The organism is Ginsengibacter sp. (assembly GCF_057362405.1).
On record NZ_JBMQQG010000055.1, the window covers coordinates 43,187 to 63,141 of the forward strand.

Sequence of the window (19,955 nt, forward strand, 5' to 3'; positions counted from 1 at the left end):
AGCAAAAAATAAGATATGAGAAAGATTGTGTTATTTATGCATGTGTCGCTCGATGGTTTTGTTGGAGGACCTAACGGCGAAATGGATTGGATTACGGTTGATGAAGAAATTTTTGATTTTGTTGGTACAAGAACAAATGAAGCAACTACAGCTTTGTATGGAAGAGTAACTTATCAAATGATGGAAAGTTATTGGCCAACTGCCGCCGAAAAGCCCGACGCATCAAAACACGACATTGAACATTCTGCCTGGTACAAAAAAGTTCATAAAGTTATATTATCAAAAACGATGGAAGGTGCCAATTTGCACAATACAAAAATTATAAGTGATGATGTACCAAACGAAATTGTGAAACTTAAAAAGCGGGAAGGTAAGGACATTATAATTTTTGGAAGCCCTTCTGCTGCACATACTCTCATGAAGGAAAACTTAATTGATGATTACTGGCTTTTTGTAAATCCGATTCTGTTAGGAGACGGAATTTCATTATTTAAAAATATTCAAAACAGAATCAAACTTAAACTTGTTAAAAATAATCAGTTCACGTCGGGTGTCGTTTGCCTTCATTATGAAAAAGCGTCCGACTAATTCAAACCCTCGTCTCAAGGAATGATTTTATTTTCTACTTCTGTATGCAAACGAAAGTTGGGTCGAATTTTTAATTCCATGTACCATTTTCTGCGATTGATATTAACACCGGGGAAAGTTTTGCTTTGTCTATGTTCATTTTCAGCGCTGGCCTTTAAAAGAGCCGGATATTAATTGTATTTCTTATTTTATTAATGTCACAATTTTTTATCGAGGAATTAAAAATTCAGAGGCTATCTTGGGACATCTTTCTTCCAAGGGTTTTTTTCAGCCTTGCATTGGAAATGGCGTTGTAAAGATTACCTAAGAATAAAAAAAATATCCGAAATTGTATGTATTAGCGAATTGATTATATGAAAAAAATATTTCTAATTTCATTGCTTATAATTTGTTTTATGCAGGAAATGTATGCACAACAAACCATTCCGTTATATGACGGTAGCATTCCTAACAGTAAACCATACACGACAAAAGAAGTATGGGAACCACAGGATAATGGAGATACTATTGTGCACTTTACTTCAAAGCCAACGCTAACTATCTTTTTGCCTGACAAATCAATAGCCACCGGCGCCGGCGTTGTCATTTGTCCTGGCGGAGGATATTGGGTTACTTCAATCGTGAAAGAAGGCTTTGCCGTTGCCAGGAGATTTAATGAAATGGGAATTGCTGCATTCGTTCTAAAATACCGTATGCCAAACGACTCTTCAATGTTGGATAAAAAAATCGGACCATTGCAGGATGCACAAAGAGCAATTCAATTAGTGCGTATGCACGCAGAAGAGTGGAACGTAGATCCGGCTAAAACTGGCATTATGGGATTCTCTGCCGGGGGACACTTGGCTTCAACCGCAGCTACGCATTTTCAGCATAGTTACATTGAGAATCCAAACAACATCATTCTTCGACCTGACTTTGCAATATTAATTTACCCGGTAATTAGTTTCCAGGATAAGATAGGTCACATAGGCTCGAGGGACCAGCTCATTGGGAAAAATCCGCCTCAAAATTTGATTGATTCTTTCTCAAACGAAATGCAGGTGACTGCACAGACACCGCCCACTTTTCTGGTCCACGCTACTGATGATAACACTGTGCCGGTAATGAACAGTATTGCATTTTATGAAGCGCTGTTAAAATATAAAACACCTGCTGAGATGCATATATATAAGGCAGGCGGACATGGCTTTGGTATGCATAATCCTACCAATAAGGGCGACTGGATGGCGCTATGCGAAAACTGGATGGATAGCATGGGTTGGCTTGCGAAATAGCGGGCCTGATTTATTCACTTATACCTCACCGTTAGATATCAATATTGCAGGTCTGCTTCTACAGGATAATGATCTGAATAGGGTACTTTTATGCGTTGGAACTGAGTTACGGTAAATTGTTTATCGGCCAAAATGTAATCAATTCTTAAGGTGGGAGAAATATAACGAAATGTGCGGCCAATGAAAAAGCCCTTTTGTAAAAAGGCATCCTGTAAATTTCCTTTTATTTTAAAATAGGTGCTGGAATTGGGAACATCATTAAAATCACCACAGATAAAAGATGGATAGGGGCTCTCTTTAATTTTTTGGCTCACAAGCACTGCCTGCCTGTAACGGGACACATATCCGCGTTTTAATTTTGAAACGATCGTTCGCGAATCACGGAATCCGCTTTCATGCCCATGTTTCATTCTGCTTAAGCTTTCATATTCTTTTTCCTGGAAATGGACAGATTGCAAATGCGTGGCAAATATTCTGAAAGTTTTTTGTTCAACTTTTATGTCACTATAAAGTAAGTGTTCACTCATGGTGGAATCTTTATTGAAACTATAATTTGCTGAGGCGATGATGGGATATCGTGAGAATATTGCGATACCGGATTCGCTTTCATTTTTTATTGATTCTGTGGCAACAAAATAATGATAGGAATATCCCATATTTGTTAAGCTGGCAATATTGGGTTCAATATTGCCAGGCGTAATCCGGTCATAAAATTCTTCAAAACAGAGTACGTCAGCATTCTGGTCTTTTATTAAATCCATCATTAGGGCCTGATAATATTTCTCATTGTTTCCATTGCTACTACCTTCACCCCAGCCGGAAAGATTCCATTGAAAAACGCGTAAAGTGTTAGCTTTTTTTCCAGGAGAAAATTTTGCAGGAAAATGAAAAGCAAATGCAGCAAAAATTTGTTGGATTCCCAATAATAAAAAGATTAACGAAACCCACCCCCACTTCGGTTTTAAGAAGAACCATAATATAATAAAGAATACAAGCGCAAAAAATATTAGTGGGAAAACAAGGCCGGGTAATGCTAAAAACCAGTCCTCACCAGTATTTGCAAATGGCGAAAGGCATGTGATTAAGTAAGCAATAATCACAATTGTATTTAGTAAAATTAAAATGGATCTAAAAAGCGATCTTCTGCCTGCCATAAATCATTTTTAAAGTATTTTTTCGAATCGGAATAATATATTTTAATATTTATGAATTTAAACAGGGAACTTTTTAATACCGGCAAAAACTTTTTCCAATTTCTTTATGGTATTTTTTCCCGAACCAGTTGCCAATGAATCATCATGTAGGTTGTTATTCATTCTCGTGCCTCTTTAAAATATGCCGGTATTTGTTGAAGATGCTGTTTTTTGTAACGAATCCCAGGTAGATATTGTTCGGTCCGGTTACAGGCAAAATGCGGAAATCAAGGCTATCCATAATTTGCATCACTTCAAACATTGAGGTATTTATATTAACAATTTTATCTGGTGGCTGAGCAATATCTTTTATCAATCGATTGTGATCTTCGGGTTTGTTGCTCACAAGTAATTCCAATAACTGATCACTGAAAATAATGCCCGTTAATTCGCCCTCGTATGTAACAACCGGGAAAATATTTTTGGTTGTATGAATAATGTCCGAGCTCCTGCTGCGTGGCGTTTCATCGGGCCTTAATATTACAAAGTCCTTCTCTATAAGGTATTTCAATTTCAGTCTTCTAAGCACATTGTGCTCCTTGTTTTCGGTTGATACCAAATTACCCTGTTCTGCCAATCCTTTTGTATAAATGGAATATTTCAGATTGCCTTTGTTGATAAAATAAGAAATGGCGGCCACTATCATCAGGGGCACCATCAGGGCATATCCTCCCGTAATTTCGGCAGCGAGAAAAATGCCGGTTAACGGAGCATGCATTACGCCACTTAATGAAGCGGCCATTCCTGCGATAATAAAATTGGTAACGTTTAGGTTAACCATGCCCGTTTGATTGAGGCCAAAGGCAAAGACAAAACCAATTAAACCACCCACGACCATACTTGGCCCAAACATACCACCATTACCGCCGCTGCCTAAGGTAATAATGCACGCCAATGATTTGCCTATCACAGTTAATGCGCCAAATGCCAGCAGCACCCATGCGATGTTTTGGTATTTTGAGAAGAAGCTATTAGTAAGTAATGTTTGATAGTTGCCATCTAATAATTTCTGAATAGTAATATAACCCTCGCCATATAATGTAGGTATTAAAGCAATCATAATTCCCAACGTTATGCCTCCAATAAAAACTCGTCCGAACCTGTTTTTTATTTTGGCGAAAACGTCAGACAAATAAGTATTCAACCGGCTAAAGAATACGGAGTAAACGCCTACGATAATGCCGAATACAATGTAATACCAAAAGGCGTTCAAAACCCAATCTCCCCGCGTAACAAACACAAAAAGTGGTTCTTTATAGATAAGTTGTGAAACAACTGAAGAAAATGCCGATGCAATGAGTAAAGGGATAAAAGCGGGAATAGAAAATTCTGGCATAATTACTTCGATGGCAAAGATCATCCCTGCTACGGGACTATTGAAGGCCCCCGAAATTCCCGCCGCTGCGCCACAAGCCAGCAAGAGGGAAGTATCGCGATAGTTCAATCCAAAAAAACGCCCTATGTTGGAACCTATCGATGCGCCGCTTGAAACAGAAGGGGCCTCCAGCCCGGCAGATCCACCCAGCCCCACAGTAAGGGCGCTACTTATGACCTGGCTATAAATATTATGAAAATCAAGTTTACTGGAATTGTGAGAAATATTATACAATATCGGAGCAATGCCATGTTGAAACTTGCTGCGACGGATAAATGTGCGTATATATATTACTGTTAGTAATATGCCAATGAGCGGGAAGAAAAAATAGAGATAATATTTATACTCCCAGTGTAAATCGTTTTGAAGAAAGGTAGCTACAGAATGTGTGAGTTCTTTTAAAACAGAAGCAGCAATTCCCCCCATAATACCTACTACCGCAGCAGCAATAATTAAAAAATTTGAATTGGAGATTCTAAGTTTGCGCCATTGATTTATTCTTTCTATATACCTTAAAAACTTTTCGTACATTTTAGCAGCAGATACTTTTTTTATTAAATTTTCGCGAAGGTAATTACAAATAAGTGCAGATGAAAAAATACAATGTTATCGGAAGTGTAAATAAACAGTCGATGAATTGTCGTAGTAATGCGACAAATTGGGAGGTTATATAAAAGCAAATCTCAAACCTGCACTTTTTTTATTGGGAAATCAGTAAAGGCTTCGGCATACAAATTGGTTTGATGTATGTGAATTGAGGGAATTTATTTAATAATTATCTATTGTAGTATCGCCTGTTATTAATTGACGCATGCGTATTTACTTTTTAATAGTATCTTGACGGAAATTTTATTTCAACCTAAAAAAGATCGGAAACTAAAAATTAATGGCAATCCTAAAAATCAGAAGAATTTTAAAAAGAACATTTGACAGGATAAAGAATGAAAAAATAAAACAAAATATTCTACAGGCGCTTCCGTTTTGGGTGGCGTCACTCATAACGGGCCTGGTATCCGTATTCTACTCCAAAGTATTTGCATATTTAGAAGGCAAAAATCTAAATATCTTTCACCAGCATTCCTGGTTAATCTTTATTGTAACTCCGGTTTGTTTTTTGCTTGCGTTTTGGGTAGTGAAGTTTTTTGCGCCGCACGCCCGTGGAAGCGGTATCCCGGAAATTATGGCGGCTATTGAACTCGCAACTCCACGAGATGACAAGAAAGTAACCAAACTATTAAGCCTGAAAGTTTTTTTTGTAAAGGGCATTTCGAGTTTTTTAATGATACTTGGCGGCGGCCTTATAGGAAAGGAGGGACCAACTATACAAATTGCCGGAGCTATTTTTAGAAAAATTAATGAGTGGCTGCCATCGTGGTGGCCCAAAATTTCCAAGCGTAATATGATTATGACTGGTGCGGCAGCGGGACTCGCCGCGGCATTTAATACACCACTCGGAGGAATCGTATTCGCAGTAGAAGAACTTACCAAGACGCATATTAGTTATTTTAAGACTGCTTTATTTACAGCTGTAATTATAGCAGGGTTAACAGCACAGGGCTTGTTAGGCCCCTACTTGTATCTCGGCTATCCGGACGTTACCGGCCTTTCGAAATTCATATTTCTTCCATTGATATTAGTTGCGGTGTCGGCGGGTTTGTTGGGCAGCACCATGTCGAAAATTATCCTGATTATTATTCGGTGGAAACAAAAATTTAAATTTCATTATCAGCACATATTGTATGTTTTAGCTTGCGCTGTGATAATTGCTGCGATCGCATTTTTTTTCGATCCGCGTGTACTCGGGTCTGGCAAGGAAATTATGACCACTTCTCTGTTCAGCACCGACAAAAATGTAGAGTGGTATACTGCAATATATAGAATTGTGGGTACTATCCTTAGTTTTACAACCGGTGCTGCCGGAGGAATCTTCGCACCATCATTAGGTGCCGGAGCTGGTGTTGGCTCACTCATAGCGGGATGGTTAGAGGTGTCAGCAAATAATGCCAACCTGCTCATATTATGTGGCATGGTGGGTTTTCTTACAGGGGTTACCCGCACCCCGTTTACATCTGCAATCTTAGTACTTGAAATGACTGACCGGCACAACGTAATATTCCATCTGATGATTGCAGGGCTCATCGCCAGCCTCGTTTCAATGTTTGTTGATAAACACTCGCTGTATGATCATTTGAAGGTTCAGAACATGCATGATCTTTACCATGAAGACGATGATAAAAAGCGGCCGCCGGTTACAAAATAAGAGTTTACCGGGCTCATACAATGTCTTTATAATGTAATTCATAATTCAAAAAATATTTATGAAAAAAATATCTCTTTTTAGTGTCGTTATTTTCTCCTGTTTAACCGGCTGTGATACAGCAAAAAATATTTTAAATAGTATGGGAAGTGGCAGCCTCACTAACGATGAAGTAGTTCAAGGCTTGAAAGAAGCGTTAAAAATAGGAACAGATTCTTCAACTCGTATTTTAAGTGTAACAGACGGATTTTATAAGGATATAGCTGTAAAAATATTGATGCCACCTGAAGCGCAAAAAGTTGAAAAAACGTTACGCGATGTAGGTTTTGGAAGCGTTGTCGATAAATCAGTATTATCCATGAACAGGGCTGCTGAAGATGCTTCCAAATATGTTGGAAATATTTTTTTGAATGCCATAAAACAAATGACTATTCAGGATGCCTTTGGAATTTTAAGGGGCGGAGATTTTGCCGCCACCGATTATTTAAAGCAAAAAACCACCCCTGAACTGATCACCGCTTTCACTCCTGTTATCTCCAAATCGTTGAATAATACAAATGCCACCAAATATTGGAAAGACGTATTTTCTATTTATAACCAGTTCAGTACAAATCCTGTAAATACTGATCTTACCGCTTATGTAACTCAAAAAACATTGGATGGCCTGTTTTATCATATTGGGCTGGAAGAACAAAAAATCAGGAAAGATCCTGCCGCCCGCGTTACAGATATCCTAAAGAAAGTGTTTGCCAGCCAAAACCAGCAGGCCAACACCGGCATAAAGTGACGTTAATTACCTTGCATTTTTTCAAAATAAAATCCTACATTTGCACCCCGTTAAGCATTTTATGTTTTGGCCTAACAGGGTTTCTTAAAACATATTGCCCACATGGCTCCATAAGTTCCCGTCCGTTCGGGACGCCGGCGAGGGTGTAAAATAAAATAGTAAAAAAATGCCAAAGGTTAAAACCAACTCCAGCGCCAAAAAGCGCTTTAAAGTAACCGGTACCGGTGAAATTACATTTCAAAAGGCTTACAAGCGCCACATCTTAACAAAAAAAACGACCAAGCGTAAACGCAGTTTACGCAAGAAAGGTATGGTGAGCGATGCCAACCGTCCATTTGTGATGCGCCTACTTCGAATGAAATAAAGCTCATCTTCGAAAGAAGAAAATCTAAAACAATTAAATCAATAAAAATTTTAGCCGGGCGAATTCCTGAATCTAAGATTTAAAAATAAAAATATTAATTATGCCACGTTCAGTAAATGCAGTAGCATCAAGAGCAAGAAGAAAAAGGATTCTTAAAGCAGCCAAAGGTTACTATGGCAAAAGAAAAAATGTTTATACGGTTGCTAAGAATGTAATGGAAAAAGGTATGACCTACAGTTATGTGGGCCGTAAGCTTAAGAAGCGTGAGTACAGGACTTTATGGATTGCCCGTATTAACGCTGCTGTAAGAGCAGAAGGAATGACCTACAGCCAATTCATTCACAAACTGTCAGAAAAAAATATCGACCTTAACAGGAAGATACTTGCAGATATGGCAATGAACGAACCTGAGAGTTTTAAAAATCTTATTCTTTCAGTAAAATAATAACGCAACTACTTGTTTTAAAGCCGCCCCGATTTTTTTGGGACGGCTTTTTTTTATTTAAAGAATATATCATTCAATTACATTTGTAAAAATTTTAAAGAAAACATAATATAAATTAATGAATAATAGTTACCTCGAGTTAGTTAATCAAACCTTCAATTTCCCCCAGCAAGATTTTAACTTAAAAGATGACTACCTGCAATACAACGACGTAGACGTAAAAGCATTAATCGACAAATATGGAACTCCTTTAAAATTTACTTACCTGCCCAAGATCGGGCAGCAGATAAGCAAAGCAAAGAAAATGTTTGCGCATGCTTTTAAAAAACATAAATACGAAGGCCAGTATTTTTATTGTTATTGCACCAAAAGTTCTCACTTCTCCTTTATCGTTGAAGAAGCCCTTAAGAGTAATATTCATCTCGAAACATCTTACGCATACGATATAGAGATCATCAATAAATTGTATGAGGCAAAGAAAATCAACAAAGATATTTTTATCATCTGCAATGGGTTTAAACAAAAGCCATACATCAGCCGCATCGCAAGATTGCTTAACACCGGCTTTAAAAATGTTATTCCTATTCTTGATAATAAAGATGAATTAAAGGCTTATCGCAAATCAGTAAGAGTGCCTTTCAAAATTGGGATAAGGGTAGCCGCAGAAGAAGAGCCTACATTCCCATTTTATACGTCCCGGCTGGGTATGCGCAGCCGCGACATTCTTGAATTTTATGTAGATGAAATTGAAGGCAATGAGCATAGATTCGAGTTAAAAATGCTGCATATCTTTTTAAACAAAGGAATAAAGGATGACATTTATTACTGGAGTGAACTCAACAAAATTATTAACCTGTATTGCCAGCTGCGAAAAATTTGTCCTGAGCTTGATTCCATCAATATAGGCGGCGGTTTTCCGATAAAACACTCACTAGGCTTTGAATATGATTACCAGTTTATGATTAACGAGATTGTAAGAAATATAAAGGTTGGATGTAAACGAAGCAAGGTTCCCATGCCAAATATTTACACCGAATTTGGAAGCTTTACAGTTGGAGAAAGCATGGCGCATATTTACAGCGTTGAAAAAGAAAAAAAGCAAAATGACCGGGAAACCTGGTACATGATAGATTCATCATTTATTACAACGCTACCCGATACATGGGGCATTGGCGAGAAATTTTTAATGTTGCCCATAAACAAATGGAATAGCGAATATCAGCGTGTAACCCTTGGCGGTATAACCTGCGATAGCCATGATTACTATGATTCCGAAGAGCATATAAACGAAGTTTTTTTGCCAAAGATTGATAACGGAGAACCTTTATATGTTGGCTTTTTTCACACAGGTGCTTACCAGGACCAGATAAGTGGATACGGAGGTATAAAGCATTGCCTCATTCCTTCGCCAAAATATATAGTTCTCGAGCGAGATAAAAATGGGAAATTAATTGATTGGGTATATGCGAAAGAACAGAGCGCTCAAAGCATGCTTAAGATACTCGGCTACAAATAAAAAACCTCCCCGAAAACGGGAAGGTTTAACCAATCAACGTTTATTCAATAAAACTTAGTTAACCGCAATTTGTTTTGCTTCAACTTTAACTTCTTCTTTTTTAGGGATACTTAATAAAAGCAATCCGTTTTCATACTTAGCGGCGATGTTATCTGCAACAACTTTATCATCTAAAGTGAAAGATCTTTTGAATGGTTGCAATGTGAATTCTCTTTTAACCTGCTTTTTGTTTTCATCCTTAACTTCTTCTTTTTTCTCAAAAGAAACAGTAAGTATGTTCTTGTCAACTGTTATTTTAAAATCTTCCTTGTTTCTTCCCGGTACATTAAATTCCAATTCAAAATTGTCTTTTGTTTCAGAAATGTTTACGGGCGGAAAATTGAATCCGTTGCTTTGAACCGCAGGAGTTTCATTTAACAGGTTATCAAAGAAACTATCCAAGGATTTCAATGATGGCTGGTTGAATTTTACGTATGTCATATATTTAATTTTTAATTTCTCCTGTAAGATCAAATTAAGTACCACTTGAGTTTTTGTGTCAATTGTAAATATTTTATAAGACACTATGGCGCATAAAGATTTATTGCACGACAAAATTTCACAAACGTTTATAAAAACAATGATTTATTAATATCTAACTACTGTAAATTTGCACTCTAAAATTTTCAAAATGTATCCTGAGCAAATTGTAAAACCTATGAAAGCAGTGTTGACTGATAAAGGGTTTACCGAATTGACAACCAATGAGGAAGTAGATAGAGCCATTAGTGAGGAAGGCACAACTTTGGTCGTTATCAATTCTGTATGCGGTTGCTCGGCAGGTACAGCGAGACCAGGTGTATTGCATGCTGTAGAAATCAGTTCAAAAAAGCCTGACCGCTTGACTACCAGTTTTGCAGGTTTTGATATCGAAGCTGTTAATCATATTCGCGAACACTTACTTCCTTACCCTCCTTCTTCTCCATCTATTGCATTATTTAAAAACGGGAAACTCGTTCATTTTATAGAGAGGCATAGTATTGAAGGAAGATCAGCGCAAATGATTGCAAATAATCTTACCGCTGCCTTTGAAGAATATTGTTGAATTAAAATTTTTGATTTTGTTTCTTAGTAACCGTAGATTTTTCATCATTCTATCCCTTATCTTACCAGGTATAATAAACCACGCAACTCATTTTTCTAAACTAAAAGGCTGATATGTATCCAAATTTATACTATGCTATTAACGATTGGTTTGGATGGAAAATCAATGCCTTTAAAATTTTTTACACCTTCGGAATTTTTGTTGCATTGGCTTTTATTGCTGCCGCTTACTTTCTAACGGTTGAGCTTAAACGTAAAGAAAAACAGGGTCTCCTGCAACCACGCGAAGAAAGCATTACGGCAGGCAAGCCCGCTTCTTTTTTGGATCTTATAATAAATGGACTGGTAGGTTTTATTTTTGGATATAAATTAATTGGAGTTTTTATCGCGAGCCGTTCGCAAAACATCGATATACAGGATTATATTTTTTCTTCGTCGGGCAGTTGGGCTGGCGGAATAATATTAGCTGCTGTTTTAGTGTATTTTAAATATCGCGAAAAAAGCAAACAGAAACTTGTAACACCGGAAAAACGTATTATAAGAGTTTGGCCGCACGATAGGGTAGGCGATATGGTTATATTTGCTTTGGTATTTGGAATTATTGGCGCCAAACTTTTCGATAACCTTGAAAACTGGGACAGGTTCATACAAAACCCAATTGGCAATTTAATTTCACCAAGCGGACTTACTTTTTATGGCGGCCTCATTTGTGCTGCTATTGCTATTTGCGCTTATGCCTCAAAAAAGGGTATTAGTATTTTGCATCTTACGGATGCAGCAGCGCCGGCGCTTATGATCGCCTATGCTATTGGCCGTATCGGTTGCCAGGTTGCCGGCGATGGTGACTGGGGCATTTATAATAGTGCCTATATAAGCGACGTACCGGGACATGTAGTAGCCGCAACACCACAAGAGTTTAATGCTAAATTGCAACAAAACGCCGCTTATTTTTTAAATGGATCAGTAACCGACCCTTCAGGCAATACAGTAAATGTTACTGACCGGCATGCAGAGTCTCTCGATAAAGTTCCCCATAAAAGTTTTAAAGGTCCGTCGTTCTTGCCCAAATGGATGTTTGCATTCACCTATCCACACAATGTAAATGAAGACGGGATCTTGCTAAATGATTGTGAGGGCCGGTATTGCCGTGCTTTGCCACAGCCGGTATTTCCCACACCTTTTTACGAAACGCTTACTTGCTCATTGCTATTTCTGTTTCTCTGGTTAATCCGAAGGCGAATAAAAATTCCCGGGGCTATGTTTTGCATTTATCTTATCCTTAATGGAATTGAAAGATTTTCAGTTGAGACAATTCGCGTAAACACGACCTATTCAATATTTGGGATTCATCCCACTCAGGCGGAATTGATCTCTGCTGCGCTTGTTGCCACTGGGTTAATTGGAATAATAATCTTCAAACGGCGATTTGCTTCCCGAACAGTTTAGGTTGCATTACCAGGTGCCTGGTCTAATATTCAATATTGATTTGTAGAAGTTAATTGATTGATCTTACTTAGAATTGCCAGAACATTTCCTCTCACGAATTCTACATTGCTGCGGTAACAATCGAATGTTGTTAAGCGTATTACTTCTTTCAAGCGGTACCGGTCATAAAAGAATATTGCCTTCCAAGTATAATTATGTACTATGCTAAACAAAGTACTTAGTTTTGTGATGTAATATTCTAAACATAGTATTTTAAAATATTTTGAACATGACCAGATTAACTCTAACTATTACCTTCCTGATAGTTTTCTCAACGATTGCCTTAGCCCAGCCTCCCGAAGGAAGTATTTCAGGAAAAGTAATTGACGGCGGAGATCAAAAAATCATTGACGCAGCCACAATTTCACTTTATAAAATAAAAGATTCATCCCTGGTTAAAATAAACCTCGCAGATAAATCAGGTAATTTCCTGTTTGAACATGTTCCCTTCGGAACTTATTATTTATTGGCCACCTCTACTGGCCACAGGCAGACGTATAGTTCTACCGTAAGAGTTAACAGTGCTTCGCCGACTAAGGCTGGTGTTTTGCAACTGGCAACTATTGCAAAGACACTTGCAGACGTAAGTGTTACCGCATCAATAAAAAAGCCGTTTATTGAAAGAAAGATTGACCGGACAGTAATTAATGTGGACGCAGTTATATCCAACGCCGGTACCACTGCCCTGGAAGTGCTGGAAAAATCTCCTGGAGTTACAGTTGATAAAGACGGTAACATCAGCCTTAAAGGAAAACAAGGTGTTACAATAATGATGGATGGCAGGCCATCCTACCTGAGTGGAGAACAGTTGACCAATCTTTTGAAAAATATGCCGTCTTCAGCAATTGACCAGATTGAAATTATGACGAACCCATCCGCAAAATATGATGCTGCCGGCAATTCAGGTATCATAAATATTAAGACGAAGAAGAATAAGTTAAAGGGCTTAAACGGAAGCATCACAGCCGGAATAACCCAGGCAAAATACACACGCACGAGTAACAGCATCAATTTAAATTATCGCAAGGGCAAAATAAATGCATTTGCCAATATTGATTATTCGTATTGGAAAGGCTGGCAGGACCTTTCCATCTATCGCAAGTTCCGGGATACACTCAGTAAGCAAGTGCAAACTATTTTCAACCAGGAAACCATAATGCAACACAGCTCAACCTGGCAAAATATTAAAGTTGGATTAGATTTTTATGCAAATAAAAAAACGACCGCGGGAATAGTTTTTTCCGGATTTCTTAATCCTGGTGATAACAACGGGTTAAACAAAACTCTACTGGAAGATTCACAGCAATCTATTGATTCCATCCTCATTGCTGATAACACTCAAAAAAGTAAATCTAACAATGTGTCGTTAAATGTAAATCTTCGTCACAAGTTTGATACAACAGGCAAAGAGTATTCCATTGATCTTGATTACCTGAATTACTATCAAAACAGGAACCAGTTTTTAACGAACCAGTTCCTCGATCCCATGTATAACCCTACCATGCCGCAAAGTGAATTGAAAGGTACATTGCCTTCCAACATAAACATATATGCAGCAAAAACAGATTTCACTTTTCCTCTAAAGAAATCTGCAAAAATTGAAGCGGGCTTAAAAAGCAGTTATGTTACTACCGATAATGATGCCCTGTACCAAAATAATACGTCCTCTGGTTATGTTACTGATGAGGGCAAAACAAATCATTTTATTTATAAAGAAAACATCAATGCTGCATATATCAACTATAGCAGGCAGATTAAAAAATTTGGAATCCAGGCAGGGCTTCGTGCTGAAAACACCAATGCCTACGGGCACCAGGTTGGCGATTCGACAAGGGCGGATTCTACATTCAATAAAAATTATGTAAATCTTTTTCCAACAGTTTATGTGAGTTATGAAGCCAATAAGAAAAATACATTTGCGATAAACTATGGTCGCAGAATTGACCGTCCAAATTACCAGGATCTTAATCCTTTCTATTATTTCCTGGACGCTTACACTTACCAGGTGGGCAATACATTGCTGCAGCCACAGTTTACTGATAATATTGAATTGTCACATACTTATAATAATTTTTTAACCACGACGATTAACTACAGTCATACAAAAAATGTATTTACTGAAGTGCTTAAACAAATCACCAGCCAAAGAATTACATTCGACACAAAAGAGAACATCGCATCAAGAACCGATTTCGGGCTTGCCGTAAGCGCTTACTTCCCGGTAACTAAATTTCTATCGACGAATATTTATACCAATGTAATTAGTGATACCTATAAGGGAGAATTGGATGGCGGATATCTTAAGTTAAACAACGTTACATTTTTTGCAAACATCAGTAACCAACTGAAATTTAAAAAAGGATGGAGCGCTGAACTTAGTGGATTCTACCGCACCAAAGGTTTGGAAGGACAGATCATCGCAAATCCAATGTGGCGTGCTGATGCAGGGCTCCAAAAAAAGATCATGAAAAACAAGGGCAGCCTTAAATTGAGTGTGAGAGATATTTTTAACTCACAGGTTTTTGCCGGCTATGTAAATTACCAGGATATTGATGTTAGAATTAAAAACACGCGTGATTCGCGGGCAGCATCGTTAACGTTTACTTATAGTTTCGGGAAGCCCTTACAAAATCAACAGCGAAGAAAATCAGGCAGCGCTTCAGATGAACAAAATCGTGTGAAGACCGGAGATTAATTGTACCTAACGGAGACAAATACACGAAAAGGCTGCTCGAATCCAGGGTAGCCTTTTTTATATACCTTATGCAAACACAGGTTGAAAGGTGGCTGCGGAATATTCTTTTGGAAATTCACCCTCAGTCAGCAAGTGCGAAGCAATGCTACCCAATGCATCTGAACACATTGCGGAATACCCGTTTCCGCCGCATGCAACAAATACGCTGGTTTCATCCAGCTGGCCTATATATGGTTTTCGATGTTTGGTAAAACTCACAATGCATCTCTTTGTGAAATATTCTTGTGTTTGAAGCCCCGGGATAATTTCTAACAGTGCATCTTTCAATACTTCTAAATTAGTATCACTTGTTCCGCTTCTAAACCAATGCTGTATATCTTCGATGTTATCGAAATAAATATCTCCAGGCAAATTGCATCCCATTTTCAAATAATAATTTCCATCAGGATATAGAACCGGCTGAATTAAGTAAATATTTTTATAGGCAGCGTCTTCTATTTCATATAATAGGGAAGGGAGCTTTGATAAACGATCTGCTTCCTTTGCGTTTACTTTTGCCCAAAGCGTGGTTTCTCCTTTTAATGACAGCGCCAATTTGTTTTTTATAAGATTAAAAAAATTGACAAATGCACCGGGACATAACAATACTTTTTTTGCCTTATAGGCATTTCCATTTATCGTTTCTATTTGCAGGTAGTCTTCTTCGTGTTCAATTTCATTGGCTATTTCATCAACTACGGTTCCATTGTTTTTGCGAAATAAATTTAATTGGGCTTTGATCAATAGTCGGGGATTTATATAGCCAGATGGTGAGCTTTCAAATATCCCTTGTGATGACGCCGGGAAATTAAAATCATTAAAAGATTTTTCAATTGCATCACCGTTTCTAAAAAAATCATATTTCAATTTAAACTGGATGGATTGCTTTTCTACTTGTTCAAGATAATTGTCCGCACCTGCAGGATTTACATAAAGACAACCAGCTCCCGAATGAAAAGTGATTCCGGTTTCTTTTTCAAGAAAACTATATTGGTCCGAAGATTGAAGATTAAGTAAAGTCCACACCGGGTCAGTTCCTATAATTCTCTGAACCCGTCCCTGGTCGTAATGGCTTGAAAACACAATTGCTTTACTCACATCAGGATGTTCCTCAGGCCCGATAACGGCCACGTTGCTTTGCGATTGGCTGAGATACCTGGCAGCGGCAGAACCTATTAGTCCTTTACCTATTACGATGCAATCGAAAATCATTCTTCAAATTAGGAATTTACCCTTTAAAAAATCAGGAAAAATATTATAATATAAATTAAAAAAATAGTATTTTTTCATGTCTGAAGCCACGATTTACTCATCTTAAATTTCAAAAAAAATGAAAAAGGAATTCTCCAATCAGGCTAATGATCGTCGCAAATTTTTAAAGAATGTAGCCACGGGCGCTGCTGCATTAAGTTTATCCACTTTTGCGCCACCATTTAAATTATCTGCTTCGCCACTGGAAAACAGCACTGATGATGCAGATGCCTGGTTTAATCAGCTCGACAAAAAAGGGAAGCACAGAATTGTATTTGATGCAGTTGCACCAAATGAAACGCTCACTTTTGCCTGGCCAAAGATTTATCAACTCACCAATACTATGACCGGCGCCTCCGAAAACGACCTGGGTATTGTTTTGGTACTACGTCATGAAACAATTGGCTATGCAATGGAAAGTCGTCTTTGGGAAAAATATAAGTTTGGCGAATTCTTTAATGTAAAAGATCCTGTCACAAAAGCGCCATCGACAAGGAATATGTATTGGCAGCCAAAACCGGGCGATTTTAAAGTGCCGGGTATAGGTAATGTGGAGATAGGCATTAATCAATTGCAGGATCATGGAATTATGATTTGCGTTTGCAACATGGCGTTGACTGTGCTTAGCGCCGTAGCCGCAGACAAAATGAAGATGGATCCGAAAACGGTATATGACGATTGGAAGTCCGGAGTATTACCAGGAATACAAATTGTTCCGTCGGGTGTATGGGCCGTAGGCAGAGCGCAGGAACACGGATGCGCTTATTGCTATGCGGGGTAACCGTTGAAGGTTTCTTGCCGGAAAGAGTTCAATATAAAACACAAGGGATTTTGAAAATCCCTTTTATATTTTATGAGCATCGGTAACATTATCTCTTCCCTTCCCATTCGCTATAAAATTCTTCCAAAAAAAATTGCATAAATCGATGTCTTTCTTCAGCCAATCTTTTTCCCGTCTCAGTATTCATCAGTTCTTTTAGCAATAGTAGTTTTTCATAAAAATGATTGATAGTTGGAGCGTTACTTTTTTTATAAGCTTCTTTGTTCATTTGCAGATCAGGAGTAATTGCAGGGTTATAAATTTCCCTGTTTTTAAACCCTCCATAATTAAAAGCTCTCGCTATTCCAATAGCACCCATAGCATCTAACCTATCAGCATCCTGCACAACGGCTAACTCCATCGAATGAAAATCATTCTTAAAATTTCCTCCCTTAAATGAAACGTTCCCGATAATGTTTTCAACATGATGGATAATCTCATTGTCTATTGAATGGGACTCAAGAAACAGCTTTGCTTTTTCAGGGCCTATATTTTCATCGCCGTCATGAAACTTTGCATCCGCAATATCGTGTAAAAGCGCCGCCAGTTCTACAACAAAAATATCTACGGACTCAGACTTAGAAATCAATTTTGCATTCTTCCAAACTCTCTCAATGTGCCACCAGTCGTGGCCGCCTTCTGCGCCATCTAATTCTTTTTTTACGTACGCTACCGTTTTGCTAATTAAATCGTCCTGGTTCATTTTGTAAATATATCAAAGACTACTTTCGCATTTTTTTTGCCCTGTTCTTAATACTTTCAATTACGGGCAATGCATCGGGTGTGAGATCAAAATAAATAATCGCGCCTCCATACAGAGCAATAAATACAATGCTTTTTAAAACCATTGCCAGAAAGCCGTGGAAATTCATAAACGTATAGTAACATATATAAAAGCAAACCGCCGCTATAATAATTGCATAAAGTGTTTTATAACTGAATGGATGCATTTTAAATTTTCTCTGTAAAAAAATAATCCGGATAAGATTGTAAATAGTAAATGATATTACGTAGGAATAACCGGCACCTATGATGCCAAAATGTTTAACAAGGAGGTAGCTCAGTGGTGTTATTAGTACAAACAGAATGATGCCACTTAGCAAATCGAATCGCCAGAAAATAGAGGTACCGATAATTTGTGCGTTTACGCCTGTGCCTAAGTCGATGATTCGTGCCATTCCCAAAAAGAAAAAAATCCATTGCGATTGCAGATAGGCAGGTTTAAGATTAAAAGTTGTTACAGCATCAATATAGTTGAGCCACACTACTAAGAAAATACCTAAAGAAGCAATGAGAAGATTGATACCCGATCGTTGATAAATGCGGGTAATTTTTTGGTAATCCTTATCTTTCCATGCCTGGGAAAGTGCAGGCACAGATGCAGCAATAGCGCCTCTTTGCGGGGCCTGAACCAAACCTGCAACCACGCTTCCAAGATTAAATATACCAGCAGCGGCCGTACCCAGAACGGACATGATGACCAGCGAATCAATAAACTGGGCTATCATAAGTACAGTGCCACCAAAATAAACCAGCGATGCCAACGAAATAATCTTTTTGTAAAATTTTTTAGTAACCCTGCTGATCGAAAATGGGAGATACAGTTCTTTTTTCCATACGAGGTAAATGAGCAACACCAAAGCAATAACACCGTAAGTGCATGCATACAATTTGATGAAAGTGTCAAAGGTATTGATGACTTTAAGGCTTAGTAGAAAAATAAGTATGGTAGTTAATGAACGAAAAAGTACTTCCCTTAAGAATGTTGTTAAAATTGATTGTCGAAGATTCCAGGCAAATACTTCAAGGATAGAATATACCAGCAGCGACAGCCCGAAAGGAAAAACCCAGAAATAGTATTGGATAAATTCAGGTGAATGTGCGCCGAATTTTTGCACTACCAGGTTTTTAAAGATGATTCCAGCGATAATTACAAAGCCAAATCCTATAAGGCTTATAAGAAGCGCCCATGTTAGCAAATCATTTTTCTTTTTTGGCAGGTTGTCGTTGTAATAAGGATAAAACTTATAGATCACAGAAATCATTCCCATATTGGCGAAGGCAAACATGAGGTTACCTACTGCTATAAAAATAGTGGATGCTAAACCATATTGAGATGGCGTGAAGGGAGAACCCTGCCTGGTAAAGAGGTAGGTATTAATAAAGCCAATAAAAAAGCCAGCGTAAACAAAAACCGTTGAGATGATACTTTGCCTTCGTATCTGCGACATAGATGAGTTTAAGGCACTAAATTATTTTAATTAATTTGATTTGTATAGATATAAAAATTTTCGTCAACTTTTAGTCGCGCAATGTTCCATTTTAACTGTTGCATCTTTTCTTTTGGATAGATAAACATTAGCGTTCCTTTTGCATTATAAATTTTTACCGCCATATTAAACCCGGGAACAACGTTAGTCCAGCGATAGGAAAGAATACCGTTTTTTATGGAATACTCCAATGTTGGAATTTTAATAGTACGTAAATACTGGTCAAATACTTTAGAGAAATCTATTTTGGATGTTTTGCTAATATAGTCTTCAATTTGTTTGCTGGTAACTGTTTGGTGGTAGAATGCTTTATTTAATCCTCTTAAAATATTTCTGAAAAGTGAATCATTATTTATTACCTGGCGAATGGTATGCAGCATGTTCGATGCCTTGTAATATATATCTATCGGCCCATCTGCGTTTACCCCGTACGGTGAGATGATGGGTTTTTTGTTCTCAATATTTTTCCTGATGCCGATTTCATATTCTTCTGCCGCTTTTTTGCCAAACCAA

The 19,955-nt window shown here is 37.8% G+C and carries 17 protein-coding genes and 1 pseudogene; 11 read left to right on the forward strand and 7 right to left on the reverse strand.

All coding sequences use genetic code 11. The annotated features are described in order from the left end of the window. Nucleotides 1-15 precede the first annotated feature (15 nt). Both ACO1O5_RS04785 and ACO1O5_RS04790 read left to right on the forward strand, forming a co-directional pair. Nucleotides 16-588: a dihydrofolate reductase family protein gene (locus tag ACO1O5_RS04785; protein WP_486268701.1), complete on the forward strand. Its 573-nt coding sequence runs from the start codon at nucleotides 16-18 to the stop codon at nucleotides 586-588. 353 nt (nucleotides 589-941) lie between these two features. Then, nucleotides 942-1,862, forward strand: a complete 921-nt coding sequence (locus ACO1O5_RS04790; RefSeq protein WP_486268702.1) for an alpha/beta hydrolase — start codon at nucleotides 942-944, stop codon at nucleotides 1,860-1,862. Nucleotides 1,863-1,900: 38 nt separating this feature from the next. On the opposite strand, the gene ACO1O5_RS04795 is transcribed toward ACO1O5_RS04790, so the two are convergent. Then, complete coding sequence (locus tag ACO1O5_RS04795) at nucleotides 1,901-3,016, reverse strand: endonuclease/exonuclease/phosphatase family protein (RefSeq protein WP_486268703.1); 1,116 nt, start codon at nucleotides 3,014-3,016, stop codon at nucleotides 1,901-1,903. Nucleotides 3,017-3,170: 154 nt separating this feature from the next. Further along, nucleotides 3,171-4,961 carry a chloride channel protein gene (locus ACO1O5_RS04800; RefSeq protein WP_486268704.1) on the reverse strand — a complete coding sequence of 597 codons (1,791 nt, stop codon included), beginning with the start codon at nucleotides 4,959-4,961 and terminating at the stop codon, nucleotides 3,171-3,173. Nucleotides 4,962-5,316: 355 nt separating this feature from the next. Between ACO1O5_RS04800 and ACO1O5_RS04805 the strand changes: the two genes are divergently transcribed. The 5 genes from ACO1O5_RS04805 to ACO1O5_RS04825 all read left to right on the forward strand — a co-directional run bounded on the left by ACO1O5_RS04805 (nucleotide 5,317) and on the right by ACO1O5_RS04825 (nucleotide 9,799). Then, a complete protein-coding gene (locus ACO1O5_RS04805; protein ID WP_486268705.1) occupies nucleotides 5,317-6,690 on the forward strand; it encodes a chloride channel protein in 1,374 nt (457 codons plus the stop codon). Nucleotides 6,691-6,748: 58 nt separating this feature from the next. Continuing rightward, nucleotides 6,749-7,474: a DUF4197 domain-containing protein gene (locus ACO1O5_RS04810; RefSeq protein WP_486268706.1), complete on the forward strand. Its 726-nt coding sequence runs from the start codon at nucleotides 6,749-6,751 to the stop codon at nucleotides 7,472-7,474. A 166-nt stretch (nucleotides 7,475-7,640) separates the two neighbouring features. Next, complete coding sequence (gene rpmI, locus ACO1O5_RS04815; protein ID WP_150416234.1) at nucleotides 7,641-7,838, forward strand: 50S ribosomal protein L35; 198 nt, start codon at nucleotides 7,641-7,643, stop codon at nucleotides 7,836-7,838. Between the two features lie 100 nt (nucleotides 7,839-7,938). Further along, a complete protein-coding gene (gene rplT / locus ACO1O5_RS04820) occupies nucleotides 7,939-8,283 on the forward strand; it encodes a 50S ribosomal protein L20 (RefSeq protein ID WP_150416233.1) in 345 nt (114 codons plus the stop codon). Between the two features lie 118 nt (nucleotides 8,284-8,401). Further along, a complete protein-coding gene (locus tag ACO1O5_RS04825) occupies nucleotides 8,402-9,799 on the forward strand; it encodes a type III PLP-dependent enzyme domain-containing protein (RefSeq protein ID WP_486268707.1) in 1,398 nt (465 codons plus the stop codon). A 54-nt stretch (nucleotides 9,800-9,853) separates the two neighbouring features. Here ACO1O5_RS04825 and ACO1O5_RS04830 read toward each other — a convergent pair whose 3' ends face one another. Then, nucleotides 9,854-10,279, reverse strand: a complete 426-nt coding sequence (locus tag ACO1O5_RS04830; RefSeq protein WP_486268708.1) for an Hsp20/alpha crystallin family protein — start codon at nucleotides 10,277-10,279, stop codon at nucleotides 9,854-9,856. Between the two features lie 190 nt (nucleotides 10,280-10,469). Here ACO1O5_RS04830 and ACO1O5_RS04835 point away from each other — a divergent pair, with 190 nt between their 5' ends. From ACO1O5_RS04835 to ACO1O5_RS04845, 3 genes are all read left to right on the forward strand, one after another. Beyond that, nucleotides 10,470-10,883 carry a BrxA/BrxB family bacilliredoxin gene (locus ACO1O5_RS04835; RefSeq protein ID WP_486268709.1) on the forward strand — a complete coding sequence of 138 codons (414 nt, stop codon included), beginning with the start codon at nucleotides 10,470-10,472 and terminating at the stop codon, nucleotides 10,881-10,883. Between the two features lie 113 nt (nucleotides 10,884-10,996). After that, a complete protein-coding gene (locus tag ACO1O5_RS04840; RefSeq protein WP_486268710.1) occupies nucleotides 10,997-12,328 on the forward strand; it encodes a prolipoprotein diacylglyceryl transferase in 1,332 nt (443 codons plus the stop codon). A gap of 268 nt (nucleotides 12,329-12,596) precedes the next feature. Next, nucleotides 12,597-15,062 (forward strand): outer membrane beta-barrel protein, encoded by a 2,466-nt coding sequence (locus ACO1O5_RS04845; RefSeq protein ID WP_486268711.1) that lies wholly within the window; start codon nucleotides 12,597-12,599, stop codon nucleotides 15,060-15,062. 66 nt (nucleotides 15,063-15,128) lie between these two features. On the opposite strand, the gene ACO1O5_RS04850 is transcribed toward ACO1O5_RS04845, so the two are convergent. Continuing rightward, entirely contained in the window at nucleotides 15,129-16,313 is a 1,185-nt protein-coding gene (locus tag ACO1O5_RS04850) for an NAD(P)/FAD-dependent oxidoreductase (protein ID WP_486268712.1), read from the reverse strand. Between the two features lie 118 nt (nucleotides 16,314-16,431). On the opposite strand from ACO1O5_RS04850, the gene ACO1O5_RS04855 reads away from it, so the two are divergent. Next, the gene (locus ACO1O5_RS04855) at nucleotides 16,432-17,133 is read left to right on the forward strand and encodes a twin-arginine translocation signal domain-containing protein (protein WP_486268713.1); all 702 of its coding nucleotides are present in this window, start codon (nucleotides 16,432-16,434) and stop codon (nucleotides 17,131-17,133) included. Between the two features lie 88 nt (nucleotides 17,134-17,221). On the opposite strand, the gene ACO1O5_RS04860 is transcribed toward ACO1O5_RS04855, so the two are convergent. The 3 genes and pseudogenes from ACO1O5_RS04860 to ACO1O5_RS04870 form a co-directional block, all read right to left on the reverse strand. Further along, on the reverse strand, nucleotides 17,222-17,875 hold the full coding sequence (locus ACO1O5_RS04860; protein WP_486268714.1) for an HD domain-containing protein: 654 nt from the start codon (nucleotides 17,873-17,875) through the stop codon (nucleotides 17,222-17,224). A 19-nt stretch (nucleotides 17,876-17,894) separates the two neighbouring features. After that, the gene (locus tag ACO1O5_RS04865; protein ID WP_486268715.1) at nucleotides 17,895-19,403 is read right to left on the reverse strand and encodes a lipopolysaccharide biosynthesis protein; all 1,509 of its coding nucleotides are present in this window, start codon (nucleotides 19,401-19,403) and stop codon (nucleotides 17,895-17,897) included. Between the two features lie 26 nt (nucleotides 19,404-19,429). Next, a pseudogene (locus ACO1O5_RS04870) lies at nucleotides 19,430-19,955 on the reverse strand (M1 family peptidase); the annotation flags it as partial.

Bases quoted from the DNA above. Each gene is read 5' to 3' on its own strand.
- ACO1O5_RS04810 (WP_486268706.1), top strand. From the start codon at position 6,749: ATGAAAAAAATATCTCTTTTTAGTGTCGTTATTTTCTCCTGTTTAACC.
- ACO1O5_RS04830 (WP_486268708.1), bottom strand. From the start codon at position 10,279: ATGACATACGTAAAATTCAACCAGCCATCATTGAAATCCTTGGATAGT.
- ACO1O5_RS04790 (WP_486268702.1), top strand. From the start codon at position 942: ATGAAAAAAATATTTCTAATTTCATTGCTTATAATTTGTTTTATGCAG.
- ACO1O5_RS04785 (WP_486268701.1), top strand. From the start codon at position 16: ATGAGAAAGATTGTGTTATTTATGCATGTGTCGCTCGATGGTTTTGTT.
- rpmI (WP_150416234.1), top strand. From the start codon at position 7,641: ATGCCAAAGGTTAAAACCAACTCCAGCGCCAAAAAGCGCTTTAAAGTA.
- ACO1O5_RS04850 (WP_486268712.1), bottom strand. From the start codon at position 16,313: ATGATTTTCGATTGCATCGTAATAGGTAAAGGACTAATAGGTTCTGCC.
- ACO1O5_RS04835 (WP_486268709.1), top strand. From the start codon at position 10,470: ATGTATCCTGAGCAAATTGTAAAACCTATGAAAGCAGTGTTGACTGAT.
- rplT (WP_150416233.1), top strand. From the start codon at position 7,939: ATGCCACGTTCAGTAAATGCAGTAGCATCAAGAGCAAGAAGAAAAAGG.
- ACO1O5_RS04840 (WP_486268710.1), top strand. From the start codon at position 10,997: ATGTATCCAAATTTATACTATGCTATTAACGATTGGTTTGGATGGAAA.
- ACO1O5_RS04865 (WP_486268715.1), bottom strand. From the start codon at position 19,403: ATGTCGCAGATACGAAGGCAAAGTATCATCTCAACGGTTTTTGTTTAC.
- ACO1O5_RS04860 (WP_486268714.1), bottom strand. From the start codon at position 17,875: ATGAACCAGGACGATTTAATTAGCAAAACGGTAGCGTACGTAAAAAAA.
- ACO1O5_RS04825 (WP_486268707.1), top strand. From the start codon at position 8,402: ATGAATAATAGTTACCTCGAGTTAGTTAATCAAACCTTCAATTTCCCC.
- ACO1O5_RS04855 (WP_486268713.1), top strand. From the start codon at position 16,432: ATGAAAAAGGAATTCTCCAATCAGGCTAATGATCGTCGCAAATTTTTA.
- ACO1O5_RS04845 (WP_486268711.1), top strand. From the start codon at position 12,597: ATGACCAGATTAACTCTAACTATTACCTTCCTGATAGTTTTCTCAACG.
- ACO1O5_RS04800 (WP_486268704.1), bottom strand. From the start codon at position 4,961: ATGTACGAAAAGTTTTTAAGGTATATAGAAAGAATAAATCAATGGCGC.
- ACO1O5_RS04795 (WP_486268703.1), bottom strand. From the start codon at position 3,016: ATGGCAGGCAGAAGATCGCTTTTTAGATCCATTTTAATTTTACTAAAT.
- ACO1O5_RS04805 (WP_486268705.1), top strand. From the start codon at position 5,317: ATGGCAATCCTAAAAATCAGAAGAATTTTAAAAAGAACATTTGACAGG.